Genomic DNA, 17,545 nt, shown 5'->3' with positions numbered 1-17,545 from the left:
CCACAACGATGAGCAGCATCAACACCCTGGGCCCCCACATCCCGCGCATCGCCCTGATCGGCGAGTGCATGATCGAACTGCAGCAGCGCGCCGACGGCTCGCTGCAACAAAGCTTCGGCGGCGATACCTTGAACACTGCGGTCTACCTGGCCCGTGAGTTGGGCGATGGCGGCTCGGTGGATTACGTCACCGCCCTGGGCGATGACAGTTTCAGCGACGCGATGTGCCAGAGCTGGGCCAGCGAACACATCGGCCTGGGCATGGTCCAGCGTTTGCCCGGTCGCTTGCCCGGCCTGTACTGCATCCAGACCGACGCGGCTGGCGAGCGACGTTTTCTCTACTGGCGCAACGAAGCGGCTGTGCGCGATTGCTTCACCACTCCGGCGGCCGCGCCAATCCTGGCGGCACTGCCGGATTACGACGTGTTGTATTTCAGCGGCATTACCCTGGCGGTGCTCGGTGAGCAGGGCCGGGAAAAACTCCTGGAGACCTTGATCGAAGCCCGGCACCGGGATGCGCGGATCGTGTTCGACAACAATTATCGACCACGTCTGTGGGCCTCGGTCGAGGACGCGCGGGCGGCTTATCGCCGTGTGCTGCCTTATGTCGACCTGGCGTTGCTGACGGTTGATGACGAGCAGGCGTTGTTCCACTTTTCTGATTGCGCGGCAGTGTTTGCCGCCTACGAACAGATGGGCACCCCCGAAGTGGTGCTCAAGCGCGGTGCCGAGGCGTGTCTGATTCGTTGTGGCGGTGAGTCGTTCGAAGTGCCGGCGCAGGTGGTTGAGCGGGTGGTGGACACCACGGCGGCGGGGGATTCGTTCAGTGCGGCGTATCTGGCTTGCCGCCTCAAGGGCGGTAGCCCGGTCGAGGCTGCCGAGGCCGGGCATCGGTTGGCGAGTCGGGTGATTCAAGTTCCCGGGGCGTTGATTCCAAGGTAAGCGGAGGATGGCCGCTTGCTGCGCAATCGGTTCGCGAGCAAGCCCGCTCCCACATTTGATCGGTGGTGTTCACCCATTATGTGTTCACTGAAGATCTAATGTGGGAGCGGGCTTGCTCGCGAAGGGGCCCTGAAGCCAACCGATCAATCCCGGTAAAACACCTGCACCAGGTGATACCCGAACTTGCTCTTGATCGGCCCATGTACCACCCGCAGCGGTTTTTTAAAGATCACCGCATCGATCGCCCCGACCATTTGCCCGGGCCGCACTTCGCCAAGATCGCCACCGCGTTTGCCGGACGGGCAGGTGGAGTATTTCTTGGCCAGCACATCGAAGGCTTCGCCCTTGGCGATGCGTTGTTTGAGCTGCTCGGCTTCTTCCGAGGTTTTCACCAGTATATGGCGGGCTTGGGCTTTCATTGGGGCGTACCTTGCAACGGTGGTGGCTATGTTGGTGCCAGCGTGGGGCGCGCGATTATGCCTCAACTCAGCCGGCTTGGCCGATCATCGTGCGAATCTTGTTGGCCAGCAGGTCCATGGAAAAGGGTTTGGCCACCATGTCCATGCCTTCCTCCAGGAAACCCTGGCGTTCGGCGGCTTTCTCGGCATAACCGGTAATAAACAGCACTTTGAGTTCCGGGCGGTGCTGACGTGCGATTTCCGCCAGTTGCCGACCGTTCATGCCCGGCAGCCCGACATCGGTTACCAGCAGATCGACCCGCAGGTCGGACTCCAGCAAGGGCAGGGCGCTCTGCGCATCTTCGGCTTCATGGGCGTGGTAACCCAACTCTTTGAGCAGGTCGAGTACCAGCATGCGCACCGCCGGATCGTCTTCCACCAACACCACGGTTTCACCGGCAACCGCTGGCGGTGCTTCGCCGGTGACCGGCAGCTGAGCGTGTTCCGGCAGGGCGACGTGCAACCGTGGCAAATACAGGCGAACGCTGGTGCCCTGGCCCGGCAGGCTATGCAGGCTGACGTGCCCGCCCGACTGCTGGGCGAAACCATAGATCATCGACAACCCAAGGCCGGTGCCCTGGCCGATGGGTTTGGTGGTGAAGAACGGATCGAAGGCCTTGGCCAGTACCGATGGGGTCATGCCGGCGCCGTTGTCGCTGACGGCAATCATCAGGTAGTCCCCGGCCCTGACCGGCTCCAGCGGGGTGACGTCGCTGCCGTCGAGGTGAACATTGGCGGTCTCGATCAACAACTCGCCGCCATCGGGCATCGCATCCCGGGCGTTGATCACGAGGTTGAGCAAGGCGTTTTCCAGTTGGCTGACATCGGTACTGACCGGCCAGACCTCATCGGCCAGCTTCAGTTTGAGTTCGATGTGATCGCCCTTGGTCCGGCTGAGCAAGTCTTCCAGGGAATGCACCAGCTGGTTGGCGTCCAGTGGCTTGCGATCCAGTGACTGACGCCGGGAGAATGCCAGCAACCGGTGGGTCAGGGCGGCGGCGCGATGGGCTGAGGACACCGCCGCTTCGGTGAAACGACCGATCTCGGCTGCGCGCCCGTCGGCGATGTAGCGCTGCATCAAATCGAGGCTGCCGATGATCCCGGTGAGCATGTTGTTGAAGTCATGGGCGATGCCGCCGGTGAGCTGACCGACTGCTTCCATTTTCTGCGCATGCCGCAAGGCATCTTCGGCGCGCTCGCGCTCGAACATCTCGTTCTGCAGTCGCTGGTTGGCTTCGGCCAGTTGCCGGGTGCGGGCGCTCACGCGTTCTTCAAGGGTTTCGTTGAGGTTGCGCAGGGCTTCTTCGGTCTGTTTGCGCTCGGTCTCGTCGATCACGAAGATGTAGAAACCATTCACCGCGCCGTCCGCACCGTGGCGTGGCAGGTAGTTCATCAGGGCCTGGCGGGTGCTGCCGTCGCGGTGGTCGGCGCTGATGCTGAAACAACAGGTCTTGCCTTTCAGCGCCTCGGCGATGTGTTCGGCGCGCAGGGCATAGGCTTCATCACCCAGCACTTCGCGAATGGTGCGGCCGTAAAGCTCCTGGGGCGTCAGGCCATACCATTCAAGGTAGGCGGCATTGTTCAGGCGAAAGCGCTCTTCGCGGTCCACGTAACTGATCAGGATCGGCATGGCGTTGATGATCAGTTGCAGCTCGGTCTGGCTTTGGCGCAGGGCCTGTTCGATGTTTTTGCGTTCGGTCAGGTCCAGCGCGGCGCCGAGGAAACGGATCGGCCGGCCATGGTGATCCTTGTAGCAACGACCCCGGGCAAACACCCAGCGCAATTGGCCGTCGGCTTGCAGCAAGCGATATTCCTCGGCGTACTCGCTGCCATGGGTAATGCAGTGCTTGATGCTGCGGGCAATCATGGCCCGGTCTTCCGGGTGCACGCCGTGGAGGTATTCGCTGATCGGCAACTGGCTGGCCATGGCTGGATCTATGCCATGCAATTGCGCGAAGTGCGCATCGGCGATAAAGCGGTCTTCGCCAATGTCCCAGTCCCAGGTGCCGACGGCATCGGTGGCGGCGAGTGCCAGTTGCAGACGCTGCTCGGTTTCTTGCTGGGCCTTGAGGCTGGCGGCGGAGCGTTGTTCGAGCTCCAGAGCGATGCGGCGGCGTTCGTTGGTTTCGATGGCCGTGACCAGAATCCCGGCGACCTCGGCGCTTTCATTGCGAATGGGGCTGTAGGTCAAATCCAGCCAGAAGTCAGAATCCCGACCGTCGCGCTGCAAGGTGAAGCGCTGTTCGCTGTAGGTCCGTACCTGTCCCTGTAGGACGGCGCTGTAAATCGGGTCGGTAAAATCTTTCAGTTCTGGCCAGATCAGGTGCGTCGGTTGTCCGAAAGCGTGAGGGTGTTTGCTGCCGGCGAGGAAGGCGAAGCCGTCGTTGTAGATCTGCGTGAGTTGCGTCCCCCACAGCAACAGCATGGGCATCGGCGAGTGGATCACGATGTCCACGGCGGTGCGCAGGCTCTGTGGCCAGTTTTCGGCGGCGCCCAGCGGACTGTTTGTCCAGTCCAGTCGAGCAATCAAGGCCTGGGCATCGCTGGCGGTTGGTGGTGCGTTCATCTACATGTCCTGCGCATAGTCTGTGTGGCGGCGTCTACTATCCTTGCAAGGCGGTAGACGCTGGATGACCCGCATGGGGTCATTTTTTTCATTGAATGCTTCGCGGGTGCTTTTTGCCATGGAAATCGATGCACTGTTGCAGATTCTGGCCAGCCGCAATGGCTCCGATCTTTACCTGTCCACGGGCGCGCCACCCAGCGCGAAATTTGACGGTGTGCTCAAAGCCCTGGCCGAGCAACCATTCAAACCGGGAGAAGTGGCGGCCATTGCCGCGTCCATCATGGACGCCGAACAACGCCTGGAGTTCGATCGGGACCTGGAAATGAACCTGGCGCTTTCCCTGGCCGGGGTCGGGCGCTTTCGACTCAATATCTTCAAGCAGCGCAACGATGTGTCCATCGTGGCGCGCAACATCAAACTCGACATCCCGCGCTTCGAAGACCTCAAGCTGCCGCCGGTGCTGCTCGAAACGGTGATGCTCAAACAGGGGTTGATACTGTTCGTCGGGTCGACCGGCTCCGGCAAGTCGACCTCGCTGGCGGCATTGATCGACTACCGCAACCGCCATAGTAGCGGCCATATCATCACCATCGAAGACCCCGTCGAGTTTATCCATCGGCACAAAAAGTCGATCGTCAATCAGCGCGAGGTCGGTGTCGATACCCGCAGTTTTCATGCCGCGTTGAAAAACACCCTGCGCCAGGCACCGGACGTGGTGTTGATCGGTGAAATCCGCGACCGCGAAACCATGGAGCATGCGCTGGCGTTTGCCGATACCGGTCATTTGGTGATTTCCACGTTACATGCGCACAACGCCAATCAGGCGCTGGACCGGATTATCAACTTCTTTCCCGAGGAACGCAGGGCGCAATTGCTCAATGACCTGGGCAATAACCTCAAGGCGTTTGTTTCCCAGCGTTTGGTGCGTACCCGCGATGGGCAGCGCCGGGCGGCGGTGGAGGTGATGCTGGGAACGCCGACCATTGGTGACTTGATTCGCCGCAATGAGTTTGGCGAACTCAAGAGCATCATGGAGAAGTCTTCAGAGGCGGGAATGCAGACGTTTGATGGTGCGCTGTTCGAATTGCTTGCCGAGGGCGCCATTGATGAGGCAGAGGCGTTGAAACATGCCGATTCGGTGAACAACTTGCGCTTGCGCCTGAAACTGCACGCCGAGGCTACGCCCGGTCCCCATTCACTGCCGGGGGAATGGGGATTAGTGGACTGAAGGGACCGACGCTGATCAAAAATGTGGGAGCGGGCTTGCTCGCGAAGGCGATTTCACATTCAACATTGATGTTGTCTGATAGGCCGCTTTCGCGAGCAAGCCCGCTCCCACAATAGATCTACGGCGTCAGTCGTTCAGTTCGGGGCGGTTTCGAAATTGCTCCAGCGCTTCGGGGTTGGCCAGTGCATCGGTGTTCTTCACTTTCTGGTCATGCACCACATTCCTCACCGCCAGCTCGACCACCTTGCCGCTGATGGTCCGTGGGATATCCGTCACCGCAACAATCTTTGCCGGCACATGTCGCGGCGTGGTGTTGGCACGAATGACCTGGCGAATCTGTTGTTGCAGGGTTTCGTCCAGTTCGACACCGTCGCGCAATTTCACGAACAGCACCACCCGTACGTCATCCTGCCATTGCTGACCGATGGCCACGCTGTCCAGCACCTGCGGGACTTTCTCCACCTGACGGTAGATTTCCGCCGTGCCGATGCGTACGCCGCCGGGGTTGAGCACCGCGTCGGAGCGGCCGTGGATCAGCATGCCGCCATGGGGCAGTTGTTCGGCGTAATCGCCCTGGGCCCAGACGCCGGGGAACAGGCTGAAATACGAAGCGCGCAGCTTTTCCTGTTGCGGGTCGTTCCACAAGCCGATGGGCATGGCCGGAAAATGCCGGGTGCACACCAGTTCGCCTTTTTCACCGATCACGGGCTTGCCATCGTCGTTCCACACTTCGACCGCCATGCCCAGGCTCTTGCATTGCATCTCACCACGGCGCACCGGCAGGACCGGGTTGCCAATCACAAAGCACGAAACGATATCAGTACCACCGGACATCGAAGACAGGCACAGGTCGGACTTGAACGCGCGGTAGACGTAATCGAAGCTTTGTGGCGACAGCGCCGAGCCGGTGGACAGGATGGTTTTCAGGCTGCCGAGGTCATGACTGTCGCACGGCTTCAAGCCATTGCTTTCCAGCGCGGTGAGGAATTTCGGGCTGGTGCCGAAGACATTGAGGCGTTCGTCGTCGATCAGGTCGATCAAGCGCTCCGGCCCTGGATGAAACGGCGAGCCGTCATACAGCACCACGGCGCTGCCGACGGCCAACGCCGAGACCAGCCAATTCCACATCATCCAGCCGCAGGTGGTGTAGTAGAACAAACGGTCACCGGCACCGAGGTCGGTGTGCAGGCCATGTTCCTTGACGTGTTGCAGCAGCACGCCGCCGGTGCCGTGCACAATGCACTTCGGCACGCCGGTGGTGCCGCTGGAGTAGAGGATGTACAGCGGATGGGCGAAGGGCACGGGAACGAATTGCGGCTCGCCGCCCGGCTCGTAAAAATCGTCCCACAGCGTCACGTTGGCCTGGCAGCGGAAATCCTCGATACGCGCCTGAGGACGTGCGTAAGGCACAACGATCAATTGCTGCAAGGATGGCAGTTGTCCGAGGATTTCATTGACCTTGGTGGTCTGGTCGATCTCTTTGCCGGCGTAGCGGTAACCGGCGCAAGTGATCAGCACTTTCGGCTCGATCTGGCCGAAGCGATCGATCACTCCATGAGTGCCGAAATCGGGTGAAGAACAGGACCAGATCGCACCCAGGCTGGTGGTGGCGAGCATGGCCACCAGGGTTTGCCAGGTGTTCGGCATGCACGCCGCCACGCGATCGCCCAGGCCGACACCGGCGGCTTTCAGGCCGTTTTGAAAACCGGCGACCTGGCTTGCCAGTTCGGCCCAGGTCAGCTGTTCCCGCTGGCCGTTTTCGCCGATGGCGACCACTGCCACGGCATCGTCACGACGGCGCAGCAGGTGTTCGGCGAAGTTCAGGGTGGCGCCGGGAAACCACTGGGCGCTGGGCATTTGCGCACCTTCGATCAGCACCGCGTCCGGCTGATCGTGAAAACGGATGTCGAAGAAATCGACGATGGCCTGCCAGAAGGCTTCCCGCTGATCGATGCTCCATTGGTGCAAGGCAGGGTAGTCGGCGATTTCAAGGGTGTGTCGCTGATTGACGAAACGCCGGAAGGCCTCCATGCGGCTCTTGCCGATGCGCTCGGTGCCGGGTTGCCAGAGGATGTCGGACATGGCTTGGCCTCTTCTTATTTATGCATAACACACAGGCTTTTTGTGGCAAGAGCGCTTTTGTGGCGAGGGGGCTTGCCCCCGTTCGGCTGCGAAGCAGTCGCCCGCTCGACTCACTGTGCATCAGCGAGGGTGCGGCGTCTATCTGGGGGGCAAGCCCCCTCGCCACAGACAAGCCTCCCTCTCCAAAAAAGCCCTCTCGCCACAGGGTATGGCGGCAAGCTACTGCGCCAGCCACCCACCATCTATATTCCACGCAGCGCCACGCACCTGGCTACCCGCTTCGCTGCATAAAAACAGTACCAACTCACCCAGCTGCGGCGGCGTCACGAATTCCAGGGACGGCTGTTTCTCGGCCAGCAAGTCGTGTTGCGCCTGCTGCGGGTCGATCCCGGTCGCGGCGCGATCATCGATCTGCTTCTGCACCAGCGGCGTCAGCACCCAGCCCGGGCAAATGGCGTTGCAGGTGACGTTGGTAGTGGCGGTTTCCAGGCCGACCACTTTGGTCAGGCCGATCACGCCATGCTTGGCCGCGACGTACGCCGCCTTGCCCACCGAACCGACCTGGCCGTGTACCGACGCGATGTTGATGATCCGGCCCCAGCCCTTGGTACGCATGCCTGGCAGGCTCAAGCGGGTGCTGTGAAACACCGATGACAGGTTGATCGCAATGATCGAGTCCCAGCGTTCCACCGGAAAATCTTCCACCGACGCCACGTGCTGGATGCCGGCGTTGTTGACCAGGATATCCACGCCGCCGAACTCACGCTCGGCGTACTCGATCATGTCGGCGATCTGCACCGGGTCGCTGACGTCGGCGGGGTGATGGCCGACCTTGCCGCCGAATTGTTCGACCTCCGCAATCACTGAGGACGCATCGCCGAAACCGTTGAGGATCAGGTTGGCGCCGGCCTTGGCCAGGCTCAGGGCGATCCCCAGACCGATGCCGCTGGTGGAACCGGTGACCAGTGCGGTCTTGCCCGAAAGAGTCGTCATGAATACCTCACACAATGCCAGTGGCGTAGAAAGTACCGATCACCACAAAAACAGCGAGTGTCTTGATCAGCGTAATACAGAAAATGTCTTTGTAGGCCTCGCGGTGGGTCAAACCGGTGACCGCCAGCAAGGTAATCACCGCGCCGTTGTGCGGTAGGGTGTCCATGCCGCCACTGGCCATCGCGGCGACCCGGTGCAGCACTTCCAGCGGAATATTGGCGGCGTGAGCGGCACTGATGAAACTCTCGGACATGGCCGCCAAGGCGATGCTCATGCCGCCCGACGCCGAGCCAGTGATACCGGCCAGCAGGGTCACGGTAATCGCTTCGTTGACCAACGGGTTGGGAATGCTCTTGAGCCAGTCGGCCAGCACCAGAAAGCCTGGCAACGAGGCGATCACCGCCCCAAAACCGTATTCCGATGCCGTGTTCATCGCCGCCAGCAGCGCGCCGCTGACCGCACTTCTACTGCCTTCGGCCAACTTGCCACGAATCGCCTTAAAGCCGAACACCAGCACCATGATGATGCCCACCAGCAAGGCAGCCTGGACCGCCCAGATCGCCGTCAGCTTGGCGATGTCGGTGGTCACCGGAGCGGCCATGCCCGGCAGCGAAAGGCTGTGGGTCTTGCCGTACCACACAGGAATCCAGCGGGTGAACAGCAGGTTCATCAGGCCCACCAGCAACAGCGGCGACAGCGCGATCCACGGGTTGGGCAGTTGGATGTCCGGTGCGGTTTCCGGCTCGTTGCGCAGCTCTGAACCGTAACCCTCACCCGTGCGCTGGGCCTTGTTGCGCTGGCGCTGCAGAAACAGCATGCCGGCACAGAACACGAAAATCGTGCCGATCACACCCAGCCACGGCGCCGCCCAGGCAGTAGTGTTGAAGAAGGTGCTGGGGATGATGTTCTGGATCTGCGGCGTGCCGGGCAGGGCGTCCATGGTGAACGAGAATGCGCCGAGGGCGATGGTCGCCGGGATCAGGCGCTTGGGGATATTGCTCTGGCGGAACATCTCGGCGGCAAACGGGTACACCGCAAACACCACCACAAACAGCGACACGCCGCCGTACGTGAGCAGGGCGCAGACCAGCACGATCACCAGCATTGCCTGACGGGTGCCGAGCAAGCGAATCGCCGCCGCAACGATGGAGCGGGAAAAGCCCGACAGCTCGATCAGCTTGCCGAACACCGCACCGAGCAGGAACACCGGGAAATACAGTTTGACGAAGCCGACCATTTTTTCCATGAACACCCCGGTGAAGACTGGGGCGACGGCGGAAGGGTCGGTGAACAGGACGGCGCCGAGGGCGGCGATCGGGGCAAAGAGGATAACGCTGTAGCCACGGTAAGCAGCCACCATCAGCAGCGCGAGGGCTGCCAAGGCAATGATCACACTCATGGTGTGTCTCTCCAGAATTGTTATTTTTGTAGGGTGAAGCTTTGTCAGGAGGCTATAGCGAGTTTCGTGCCAATCGGTTAACACATTGAAATATAAAGAAATTATTTGTTTTGTGCGTTGAGTTTGAAGTCATTATCTCTATTTTGAGACTTCTGTTTGCCGGTCTGGCTCTTTCGCGAGCAAGCCCGCTCCCACATTCGACCGCATTCCTATGAGGGACCTGGTCAAACTGTGGGAGCGGGCTTGCTCGCGAAGAGCGCGCAGCGCTCAAGAGGCCATGTCTAACAATAGAGATTTATGTCTCTTTATTGAGACTAAGTCATCCCCAACGCCACCATCTTCTTGTACAACGTCGACCGCCCCAGCCCCAACCGCGCCGCCGCTTCGATCACCTTCCCACCGCATTGCGCGAGGGTCGATTCAATCAACTGCCGATCAAACCGTTCGCGAGCCTCACTGAAGGTTTCATGGCCAATCGGCTCAAGGGACACAGGCGCCGCACGCTCCACCGGGCTAAAGCTGCCAATCGCCGCGCGGATATCCGCCGCGTTCAGCATCAAGTCATCACTGAGCAACGCCGCCCGTTCCAGCACGTTGCGCAGTTCACGAATGTTCCCCGGCCAGGCGTGTTGCCCCAACAATTCCAGGGCTTCGGGGTTCAATTCGTGCTGGCTGCGCAGCTCCTCAAGGATCGCTTCACTGAGGGCCGGCAGATCGTCGAGGCGATCACGCAGGGGTGGGACCTGAATCGGCAGCACGTTCAGGCGGTAATACAAGTCGGCGCGAAACTCGCCGCGTTTGATCGCCGCCACCAGATCGGTGGAAGTGGCGGCGATCACGCGCACATCACTCTGAATCACTTCGTTGGAGCCCACCGGTTCGAACTCCTTCTCCTGCAACACCCGTAGCAACTTGCTTTGCAGCGGCAGCGGCATGTCGCCGATTTCGTCGAGAAACAGCGTGCCGCCCTGGGCAATTTGCAACTTGCCGGCGCGACCCTTGCGATCGGCGCCGGTGAATGCGCCGGGCGCGGTGCCGAAGAATTCGGCTTCCAGCAGCGACTCGGGAATCGCTGCGCTGTTGATGCTGACGAAGGCCTTATGCGCCCGGGGCGATGCGCCGTGGATCGCCTGGGCCAGCAGTTCCTTGCCGGTGCCGGTTTCACCGAGCAACAACACCGGCGACTCGGCGCTGGCGCTGCGTCGGGCGCGGCGTTTGACTTCGAGGCTGGCGGCGCTGGTGCCGATGAAGTGCGCGAAGTTGTACTTGGTCTGTCGCGCCCGCAGCAGCGAGCGGGTGGACGCCAGTTCTTCCTGCATGCTCAGGTAGCGCTTGAGCATTGGCGACAGGCTGCGCAATTCGTCGAACAGGGCAAAACCGATGGCGCCGATCACCGCGCCGGCATCGTCGTGAATCGGCAGGCGCATCACCACCAGCGGTTCTTTGGGGGTGTCTTGCATGTCCAGCAGGATCGGCCGTCCGGTGCGCACCACCTCACGCAACAGGCTGCCGGGGATCACGCTTTCACAGGCCCTGCCGATCGCACCTGCGGCCGACTCCAGGCCGAATCGCCGGGCATAGCGCTCGTTCATCCAGACAATGTTCGCATCGCGGTCGACAATCACCGTGCCTTCGCTCGATTGCTCGATGATCTCGAACAGCGAGCGGATCGCCAGGGTGCGAACGCGCTGGTAGTCCTTGAGGCTTTCGGTGGTGTTCATGGGCTTTATGTCCAAGATGTGTGGTGTTTGTGCGGGCCTCTTCGCGAGCAAGCCCGCTCCCACATTTGAATTGTGGTGTTAATGCATTCCAGTGTGGGAGCGGGCTCGTCCGCGATGGCCGCGACGCGGTTCATCGGCGTAAACGAGATTATGCCAACCCCGGATGCGCCGCCGCCAACAGCTCTTTGGTGTACGGGTGCTGCGGTGATTCGAACACCGTGTGGCTGGCGCCGCTTTCCACCACTTTGCCGTCCTTGATCACGATCATGTCGTGGGCCAGGGCACGCACCACCGCCAGGTCGTGGCTGATGAACAGGTAGGTCAGGCCATATTTCTCCTGAAGCTGGCGGAGCAGGGCGACCACTTGTTTTTGCACCGTGCGATCGAGCGCCGAGGTCGGTTCGTCGAGCAGGATCAACGCCGGCTTCAGCACTAGCGCGCGGGCAATGGCAATGCGTTGGCGCTGCCCGCCGGAGAACTCGTGCGGGTAGCGATGACGGCTTTGCGGGTCGAGGCCGACTTCTTCCAACACCCGGATTACCTGGGACTCGCATTCGTCAGGGGTGGACTGGCTATGGACCTCAAGGCCTTCACTGATGATCTGCGCCACGGACATTCGCGGGCTGAGGCTGCCGAACGGGTCCTGGAACACCACCTGCATCTTCTTGCGCCATGGCCGCAGCTGTTTTTGCGTCAGGCCATCCAGTGCCTGCCCCTGAAAGCGAATGCTGCCTTCGGAATCAAGCAGGCGCAGGATTGCCTGACCGAGCGTTGACTTGCCCGAACCGGACTCACCGACGATGCCCAGGGTCTTGCCGCGCTGAACGTTCAGGCTGATGCCGTCCACTGCGCGCAGGTAAGTCTTACGCTGGAACAGCCCGCCACCGAGGGTGAACTGCACTTGCAGATTCTCCACTTCCAGCACGTTTTCACGCTCGTCCCGGGGCAGGGCTTCACCTTCCGGCTCGGCGTTCAGCAGCATGCAGCTGTAAGGGTGTTTCGGCTCGGTGAACAGCGTTTCGCAAGGTGCCTGCTCGACGATTTCCCCGGCGTGCATCACGCACACGCGCTGGGCCATGCTGCGCACCAGATTGAGGTCGTGGCTGATCAGCAGCAGCGACATGCCAAGCTGCTGTTGCAGGGATTTGAGCAGCCGCAGGATCTTGCGCTGCACCGTCACATCCAGCGCGGTGGTCGGCTCGTCGGCGATCAGCAATTCCGGTTCGCAGGCCAGGGCCATGGCGATCATCACCCGTTGCCGCTGGCCACCGGACAGTTGGTGCGGGTAGGCCTTGAGCCGCTCTTCGGGTTTCTGGATGCCCACCAGTTGCAGTAGTTCGAGAATCCGCGCTTGCGCCGCTTTGCCGCCCAATCCTCTGTGCAGCAGCAGGGTTTCGCCGATCTGCTTTTCGATGCTGTGCAGCGGATTGAGGGAGGTCATCGGCTCCTGGAAGATTATCGCGATCCGGTTGCCACGCAGTTCGCGCAAAACCTTGGCATCGGCGCCGATCAATTCCTGGCCGCGATAGCGAATGCTGCCGGTGGTTTGTGTACCGCTTTCGGGCAGCAGTTGCAGGATCGAGTGGGCAGTCACCGACTTGCCGCAACCCGATTCGCCGACCAGTGCCAGGCATTCGCCGGGGCGAATGTCCAGAGATAGGTTGCGCACCACGGTCTGGCCACTGAAGGCCACGTTGAGGTCACGGATTTCGATCAGGTTGTCAGTCATTTCACCAGTCCGCTTCAAGAACGAGGGTCAAAGGCATCACGCAACGCCTCGCCAATGAACACCAGCAAAGAAAGAATCAGCGCCAGGGTGAAAAACGCCGTCAGCCCCAGCCACGGCGCTTGCAGGTTCTGCTTGCCTTGGCCAATCAATTCGCCCAGTGACGCACTGCCGGCCGGCATGCCGAAACCGAGGAAATCCAGCGCCGTGAGGGTGGAAATCGCCCCGGTCAGGATGAACGGCAGATAACTCAGGGTGGCGTTCATCGCATTGGGCAGAATGTGCCGCACGATCACTTTACGGTCGGTCAGGCCCAGCGCCCGGGCGGCTTTGACGTATTCCAGGTTGCGTCCGCGCAGGAACTCGGCGCGCACCACGTCCACCAGGGCCAGCCAGGAAAACAGCGCCATGATCCCCAGCAGCCACCAGAAATTCGGCTCGACGAAGCCCGACAGAATGATCAGCAGGTACAGCACCGGCAACCCCGACCAGACTTCCTGCAGGCGCTGACCGAGCAGGTCGACCCAGCCGCCGTAATAGCCCTGCAGTGCACCGGCGGCGATACCGATCAAGGCGCTTATAAACGTCAGCATCAGCGCAAACAGGATCGACACCCGCGCCCCGAAAATCACTCGCGCCAGCACGTCCCGGGCCTGATCGTCGGTGCCCAGCCAGTTGACCTTCGATGGCGGGCTCGGCGCTGGTTGGTTGAGATCGTAATTGGGCGTGTCGTCGCTGAACGGGATCGGCGCAAACAGCATCCAGCCGTTGCCCTTGTGAATCAGCTTCTGCACGTAATCGCTGCGGAAATCGGCCTGAAACGGCAACTGGCCGCCGAACTCTTGCTCGGTGTGGCGTTTGAACGCCGGGAAGTACAGCGAACCCTGATAACTGAGCACCAGCGGTTGGTCATTGGCGATCAGTTCGCCGCCCAGGGTCAGCAGGAACAGGCCGATAAACAACCACAACGACCACCAGCCCCGGCGGTTTTTCTTGAAGCGTTCGAAACGGCGACGGCCCAGCGGCGAGAGTTTGAACATCAGGCGTTCCTCGCGGCGAAGTCGATACGCGGGTCGACCAGGGTGTAGCACAGGTCACCGATGATTTTTATCAGCAGGCCGAACAAGGTGAAGATGAACAGCGAACCGAATACCACCGGATAGTCCCGCGATACCGCCGCTTCGTAACTCATGCGACCCAGGCCATCGAGGGAGAAAATCACTTCGATCAGCAGCGAGCCGGCGAAGAAAACACTGATAAAGGCCTGGGGAATTCCCGAGACCACCAGCAACATGGCGTTGCGAAACACATGGCCGTAAAGCACCTGGCGTTCGCTCAAGCCCTTGGCCCGGGCGGTGACCACGTACTGACGCGTAATTTCATTGAGGAACGAGTTTTTGGTGAGGATGGTCAGGGTTGCGAAACCGCCGACCACCAGCGCCGTGACCGGCAGCACCAGGTGCCAGAAGTAATCGGCGATTTTACCCACTGTCGATAGCGACTCGAAGTTGTCCGAGACCAGGCCGCGCACCGGAAACCAGTTCAATGAGGTGCCGCCGGCGAAGACCACGATCAGGAACATCGCGAACAGGAACGCCGGCATGGCGTAACCGATGATGATCGCGGTGCTGCTCCAGATATCGAAATGGCTGCCATGGTGTACGGCTTTACGGATGCCCAAAGGGATCGACACCAGATAAGTGATCAGCGTTGCCCAGAGCCCGAGGGAAATGGTCACCGGCATTTTTTCCAGGATCAGGTCAGTGACCGTGGCGCCGCGGAAAAAGCTCTTGCCAAAGTCGAGGTGGGCGTAGCTCTTGAGCATCAGCCACAGGCGTTCCGGGGCCGGCTTGTCGAAGCCATATTGCTTTTCGATTTCTTTAATCAACTGTGGGTCGAGCCCACGGCTGGCCCGTGAGCTGCCGTGCATGGTCTCGCTGGACCCGCCGCCGACACTGGCGCCACCGATGCCTTGCAGGTGTGCGATGGCCTGTTCCACCGGGCCACCGGGCGCGGCCTGGACGATGATGAAATTGACCAGAAGAATGATCACCAGCGTCGGGATGATCAGCAGCAGGCGCCGCAGTACGTAAGCCCACATCAGTGTGGCCCTCCGGGTTTGCCGCGCTTGATGAGTTCGGCGGTCATCTGTTCGTTGGTCAGAGGGGTTGGGCTGACTTCCCACCAACTCTCGATGGCTTCGTCATTGCTTGCTTGTACAGAAGGAATACCGAAGCGGTTCCACCACACGGTCGAGCTGCCTGGCGGGTAATAGTTGGGAATCCAATAGAAGTTCCATTGCAGAACGCGGTCCAGGGCATGGGCGTAGCGCAGCATGTCGGCCTGGGTAGTGGCGCGGACCAGACCGTTGATCAGCGTATCGACCGCCGGGTTCTTCAGCACCATGTAGTTGTTGGAGCCAGGATCATTGGCCGCCGCCGAGCCGAAGTAGTTGTACAACTCATTGCCTGGCGAGGTAGTGACCGGGTAACCGGTGACAATCATGTCGTAGTCCCGGGACATCAGGCGGTTCACGTACTGGGAGGCGTCGATACGACGGATGTTCAGGTCGATGCCGATTTGTTTCAGGGTGCGCTTGTAAGGCAGCAACAATCGGTCCATGCCGTTCTGGCTGACCAGGAAGGTGAAGCTCAGCGGTTGGCCTTCGGCGTTGATCAGTCGATCGCCATCGGGTTTCCAGCCGGCCTGTTCGAGCAGGTCCAGGGCTTGCAACTGTTTGTCGCGTATCAGACCGCTACCGTCGGTTTTCGGTGCCTCGAAGACCTGGGTGAAGACTTCGTCGGGGATCTGCCCGCGCAGCGGTTCGAGAATCGCCCGTTCACCTGCGTCGGGCAGTTGTCGGGCGGCGAGGTCGGTGTTGGAAAAAAAGCTCTGCTGGCGAATGTACAGGTCGCGCATCATCTGCCGATTGCTCCACTCGAAATCCCAGAGCATGGCCAGGGCCTGGCGCACCCGGCGATCCTGGAACATCGGGTTTTGCAGGTTGAACACAAAGCCCTGGGACGGTTGCGGTGCCTGTCTTGCCAGGTGGGCCTTTTGCAAGCGACCGTCCCTCAGGGCGGGGCTCTCATAGCCGATGGAGTAGGCGGTGGCGGAAAATTCGCGGTTGTAGTCATAGGCACCGCCACGCAGGACCTGGCGGGCGACGTCGGTGTCGCCGAAGTACTCGATGCTGAAGTGATCGAAGTTGTACAGGCCGCGGCTGACCGGTAAATCCTTGCCCCACCAGTCGGCGTTACGCTCGAAGGTGATGCTGCGCCCGGAGTCGACCTTGCTCACGCGATACGGCCCGCTGCCCAGCGGCGGTTCGTAACCGCCACCATTGGCGAAGTCGCGGGTCTTCCACCAGTGTTCGGGAAGCACCGGCAAGGTGGCGATGTCGAGGGGCAGGGTGCGGTTTTCGTTGCTCTTGAAATCGAAGCGAATGGTTAGCGGTGACTCCACTTCCAGGCCTTTGACGTCGGCGAATTGCGTGCGATAGCGCAGGCTGCCCTGGGTCATCAGCAGGTCGAAGGTGTAGCGCACGTCTTCGGCGGTGATCGGCTTGCCGTCGGCGAAACGGGCCTTCGGGTTCAGGTAGAAGCGCAGGGACAGTCCGTCGTCGGAACGTTCCATCTGCTGCGCCACCAGCCCGTACACGGTATAGGGCTCATCCAGCGAGCGCACGGCCAGGGGCGAGTAGATCAGCCCGTCGATCTGCGTGACGCCAATACCCTTGTCGATGTACGGCAGGATATGGTCGAAATGACCGATTTCCAGCGCCGAGCGACGCATCGTGCCGCCCTTGGGCGCTTGCAGGTTGGTGTAGGCGAAATGGCTGAAGCCGGCGGGATACTTCGCCGGTTCACCGTACACGGTCAACGCATGTTGCGGTGCAGCGTTCACACCGGCGGCGCCCAACAACAGGGCCACGGCAGTGAACAACAAAGTGGGGAAAACCAGTCGCATTGTCAGCCTTAGAGCCGGGTGATCGATAAGCACAATTTGTACGCTAGCGGCGCGTCCCTCGCCAGCCGTATCACGTAACGAAAACACAACGGCCCACCAAAAAGGCGGGCCGTTGTGCAGAAAACTCAGGGGTTGATCAGTCCTGACGGCTGGTCACTTCCAGCAGGTGGTAGCCGAACTGGGTCTTGACCGGGCCTTGCACCACGTTGATCGGTGCGCTGAAGACCACGGTGTCGAATTCCTTGACCATCTGGCCAGGACCGAACGAACCCAGGTCACCGCCCTGGCGGCTCGATGGGCAGGTGGAGTTGGCTTTGGCGACTTCGGCGAAATCGGCGCCGCCTTCGATCTGGGCCTTGAGTTCGTTGCACTTGGCTTCGCTGGATACCAGGATGTGACGGGCAGTGGCTTTGGCCATGGGAAAATACTCCATTCAATGTTCAGTAAAATGCGGAGCCTACC

Annotated in this window: 13 protein-coding genes; 2 read left to right on the top strand and 11 right to left on the bottom strand. The window is 60.8% G+C overall.

Annotated elements, in window-relative coordinates:
• Positions 1-8: 8 nt before the first annotated feature.
• Positions 9-941 (top strand): sugar kinase, encoded by a 933-nt coding sequence (locus tag PSH64_RS17140; RefSeq protein ID WP_305477911.1) that lies wholly within the window; start codon positions 9-11, stop codon positions 939-941.
• Between the two features lie 143 nt (positions 942-1,084).
• Here the strand turns inward: PSH64_RS17140 and PSH64_RS17135 are convergent, their stop codons facing one another.
• Positions 1,085-1,360: a peptidylprolyl isomerase gene (locus tag PSH64_RS17135; protein ID WP_007933743.1), complete on the bottom strand. Its 276-nt coding sequence runs from the start codon at positions 1,358-1,360 to the stop codon at positions 1,085-1,087.
• 67 nt (positions 1,361-1,427) lie between these two features.
• On the bottom strand, positions 1,428-3,965 hold the full coding sequence (locus PSH64_RS17130; protein ID WP_305477910.1) for a PAS domain S-box protein: 2,538 nt from the start codon (positions 3,963-3,965) through the stop codon (positions 1,428-1,430).
• Positions 3,966-4,083: 118 nt separating this feature from the next.
• Between PSH64_RS17130 and PSH64_RS17125 the strand changes: the two genes are divergently transcribed.
• A complete protein-coding gene (locus PSH64_RS17125; RefSeq protein ID WP_305477909.1) occupies positions 4,084-5,193 on the top strand; it encodes a PilT/PilU family type 4a pilus ATPase in 1,110 nt (369 codons plus the stop codon).
• Positions 5,194-5,319: 126 nt separating this feature from the next.
• Here the strand turns inward: PSH64_RS17125 and PSH64_RS17120 are convergent, their stop codons facing one another.
• From PSH64_RS17120 to PSH64_RS17080, 9 genes are all read right to left on the bottom strand, one after another.
• Complete coding sequence (locus tag PSH64_RS17120; protein ID WP_305477908.1) at positions 5,320-7,275, bottom strand: acetoacetate--CoA ligase; 1,956 nt, start codon at positions 7,273-7,275, stop codon at positions 5,320-5,322.
• Between the two features lie 219 nt (positions 7,276-7,494).
• Positions 7,495-8,268, bottom strand: a complete 774-nt coding sequence (gene hbdH, locus PSH64_RS17115) for a 3-hydroxybutyrate dehydrogenase (protein WP_105341149.1) — start codon at positions 8,266-8,268, stop codon at positions 7,495-7,497.
• A gap of 7 nt (positions 8,269-8,275) precedes the next feature.
• Positions 8,276-9,667: a GntP family permease gene (locus PSH64_RS17110; protein WP_105341146.1), complete on the bottom strand. Its 1,392-nt coding sequence runs from the start codon at positions 9,665-9,667 to the stop codon at positions 8,276-8,278.
• Positions 9,668-9,981: 314 nt separating this feature from the next.
• On the bottom strand, positions 9,982-11,388 hold the full coding sequence (locus tag PSH64_RS17105) for a sigma-54-dependent Fis family transcriptional regulator (protein ID WP_105341142.1): 1,407 nt from the start codon (positions 11,386-11,388) through the stop codon (positions 9,982-9,984).
• Positions 11,389-11,536: 148 nt separating this feature from the next.
• A complete protein-coding gene (locus PSH64_RS17100) occupies positions 11,537-13,117 on the bottom strand; it encodes an ABC transporter ATP-binding protein (protein WP_105341139.1) in 1,581 nt (526 codons plus the stop codon).
• A gap of 14 nt (positions 13,118-13,131) precedes the next feature.
• Positions 13,132-14,154, bottom strand: coding sequence for an ABC transporter permease (locus PSH64_RS17095; RefSeq protein ID WP_181150647.1), 1,023 nt, complete (start codon positions 14,152-14,154; stop codon positions 13,132-13,134).
• A complete protein-coding gene (locus PSH64_RS17090; RefSeq protein ID WP_305477907.1) occupies positions 14,154-15,215 on the bottom strand; it encodes a microcin C ABC transporter permease YejB in 1,062 nt (353 codons plus the stop codon). Before PSH64_RS17090 ends, PSH64_RS17095 begins: the two co-directional genes overlap by 1 nt.
• On the bottom strand, positions 15,215-17,083 hold the full coding sequence (locus tag PSH64_RS17085) for an extracellular solute-binding protein (protein ID WP_305477906.1): 1,869 nt from the start codon (positions 17,081-17,083) through the stop codon (positions 15,215-15,217). Before PSH64_RS17085 ends, PSH64_RS17090 begins: the two co-directional genes overlap by 1 nt.
• A 136-nt stretch (positions 17,084-17,219) precedes the next feature.
• Positions 17,220-17,501, bottom strand: coding sequence for a peptidylprolyl isomerase (locus tag PSH64_RS17080; protein ID WP_007952068.1), 282 nt, complete (start codon positions 17,499-17,501; stop codon positions 17,220-17,222).
• Positions 17,502-17,545 lie beyond the last annotated feature (44 nt).

This window comes from Pseudomonas sp. FP1742 (assembly GCF_030687145.1).
Classification (GTDB): domain Bacteria; phylum Pseudomonadota; class Gammaproteobacteria; order Pseudomonadales; family Pseudomonadaceae; genus Aquipseudomonas; species Aquipseudomonas frederiksbergensis_D.
Note: the sequence above shows the minus strand (reverse complement) of the source record. Positions and strands in the feature narration are given on the sequence as shown.

Coding starts and splice junctions, on each gene's coding strand:
- PSH64_RS17090 (WP_305477907.1), bottom strand. CDS start 15,215: ATGTGGGCTTACGTACTGCGGCGCCTGCTGCTGATCATCCCGACGCTG.
- PSH64_RS17095 (WP_181150647.1), bottom strand. CDS start 14,154: ATGTTCAAACTCTCGCCGCTGGGCCGTCGCCGTTTCGAACGCTTCAAG.
- hbdH (WP_105341149.1), bottom strand. CDS start 8,268: ATGACGACTCTTTCGGGCAAGACCGCACTGGTCACCGGTTCCACCAGC.
- PSH64_RS17140 (WP_305477911.1), top strand. CDS start 9: ATGAGCAGCATCAACACCCTGGGCCCCCACATCCCGCGCATCGCCCTG.
- PSH64_RS17120 (WP_305477908.1), bottom strand. CDS start 7,275: ATGTCCGACATCCTCTGGCAACCCGGCACCGAGCGCATCGGCAAGAGC.
- PSH64_RS17105 (WP_105341142.1), bottom strand. CDS start 11,388: ATGAACACCACCGAAAGCCTCAAGGACTACCAGCGCGTTCGCACCCTG.
- PSH64_RS17130 (WP_305477910.1), bottom strand. CDS start 3,965: ATGAACGCACCACCAACCGCCAGCGATGCCCAGGCCTTGATTGCTCGA.
- PSH64_RS17080 (WP_007952068.1), bottom strand. CDS start 17,501: ATGGCCAAAGCCACTGCCCGTCACATCCTGGTATCCAGCGAAGCCAAG.
- PSH64_RS17125 (WP_305477909.1), top strand. CDS start 4,084: ATGGAAATCGATGCACTGTTGCAGATTCTGGCCAGCCGCAATGGCTCC.
- PSH64_RS17135 (WP_007933743.1), bottom strand. CDS start 1,360: ATGAAAGCCCAAGCCCGCCATATACTGGTGAAAACCTCGGAAGAAGCC.
- PSH64_RS17100 (WP_105341139.1), bottom strand. CDS start 13,117: ATGACTGACAACCTGATCGAAATCCGTGACCTCAACGTGGCCTTCAGT.
- PSH64_RS17110 (WP_105341146.1), bottom strand. CDS start 9,667: ATGAGTGTGATCATTGCCTTGGCAGCCCTCGCGCTGCTGATGGTGGCT.
- PSH64_RS17085 (WP_305477906.1), bottom strand. CDS start 17,083: ATGCGACTGGTTTTCCCCACTTTGTTGTTCACTGCCGTGGCCCTGTTG.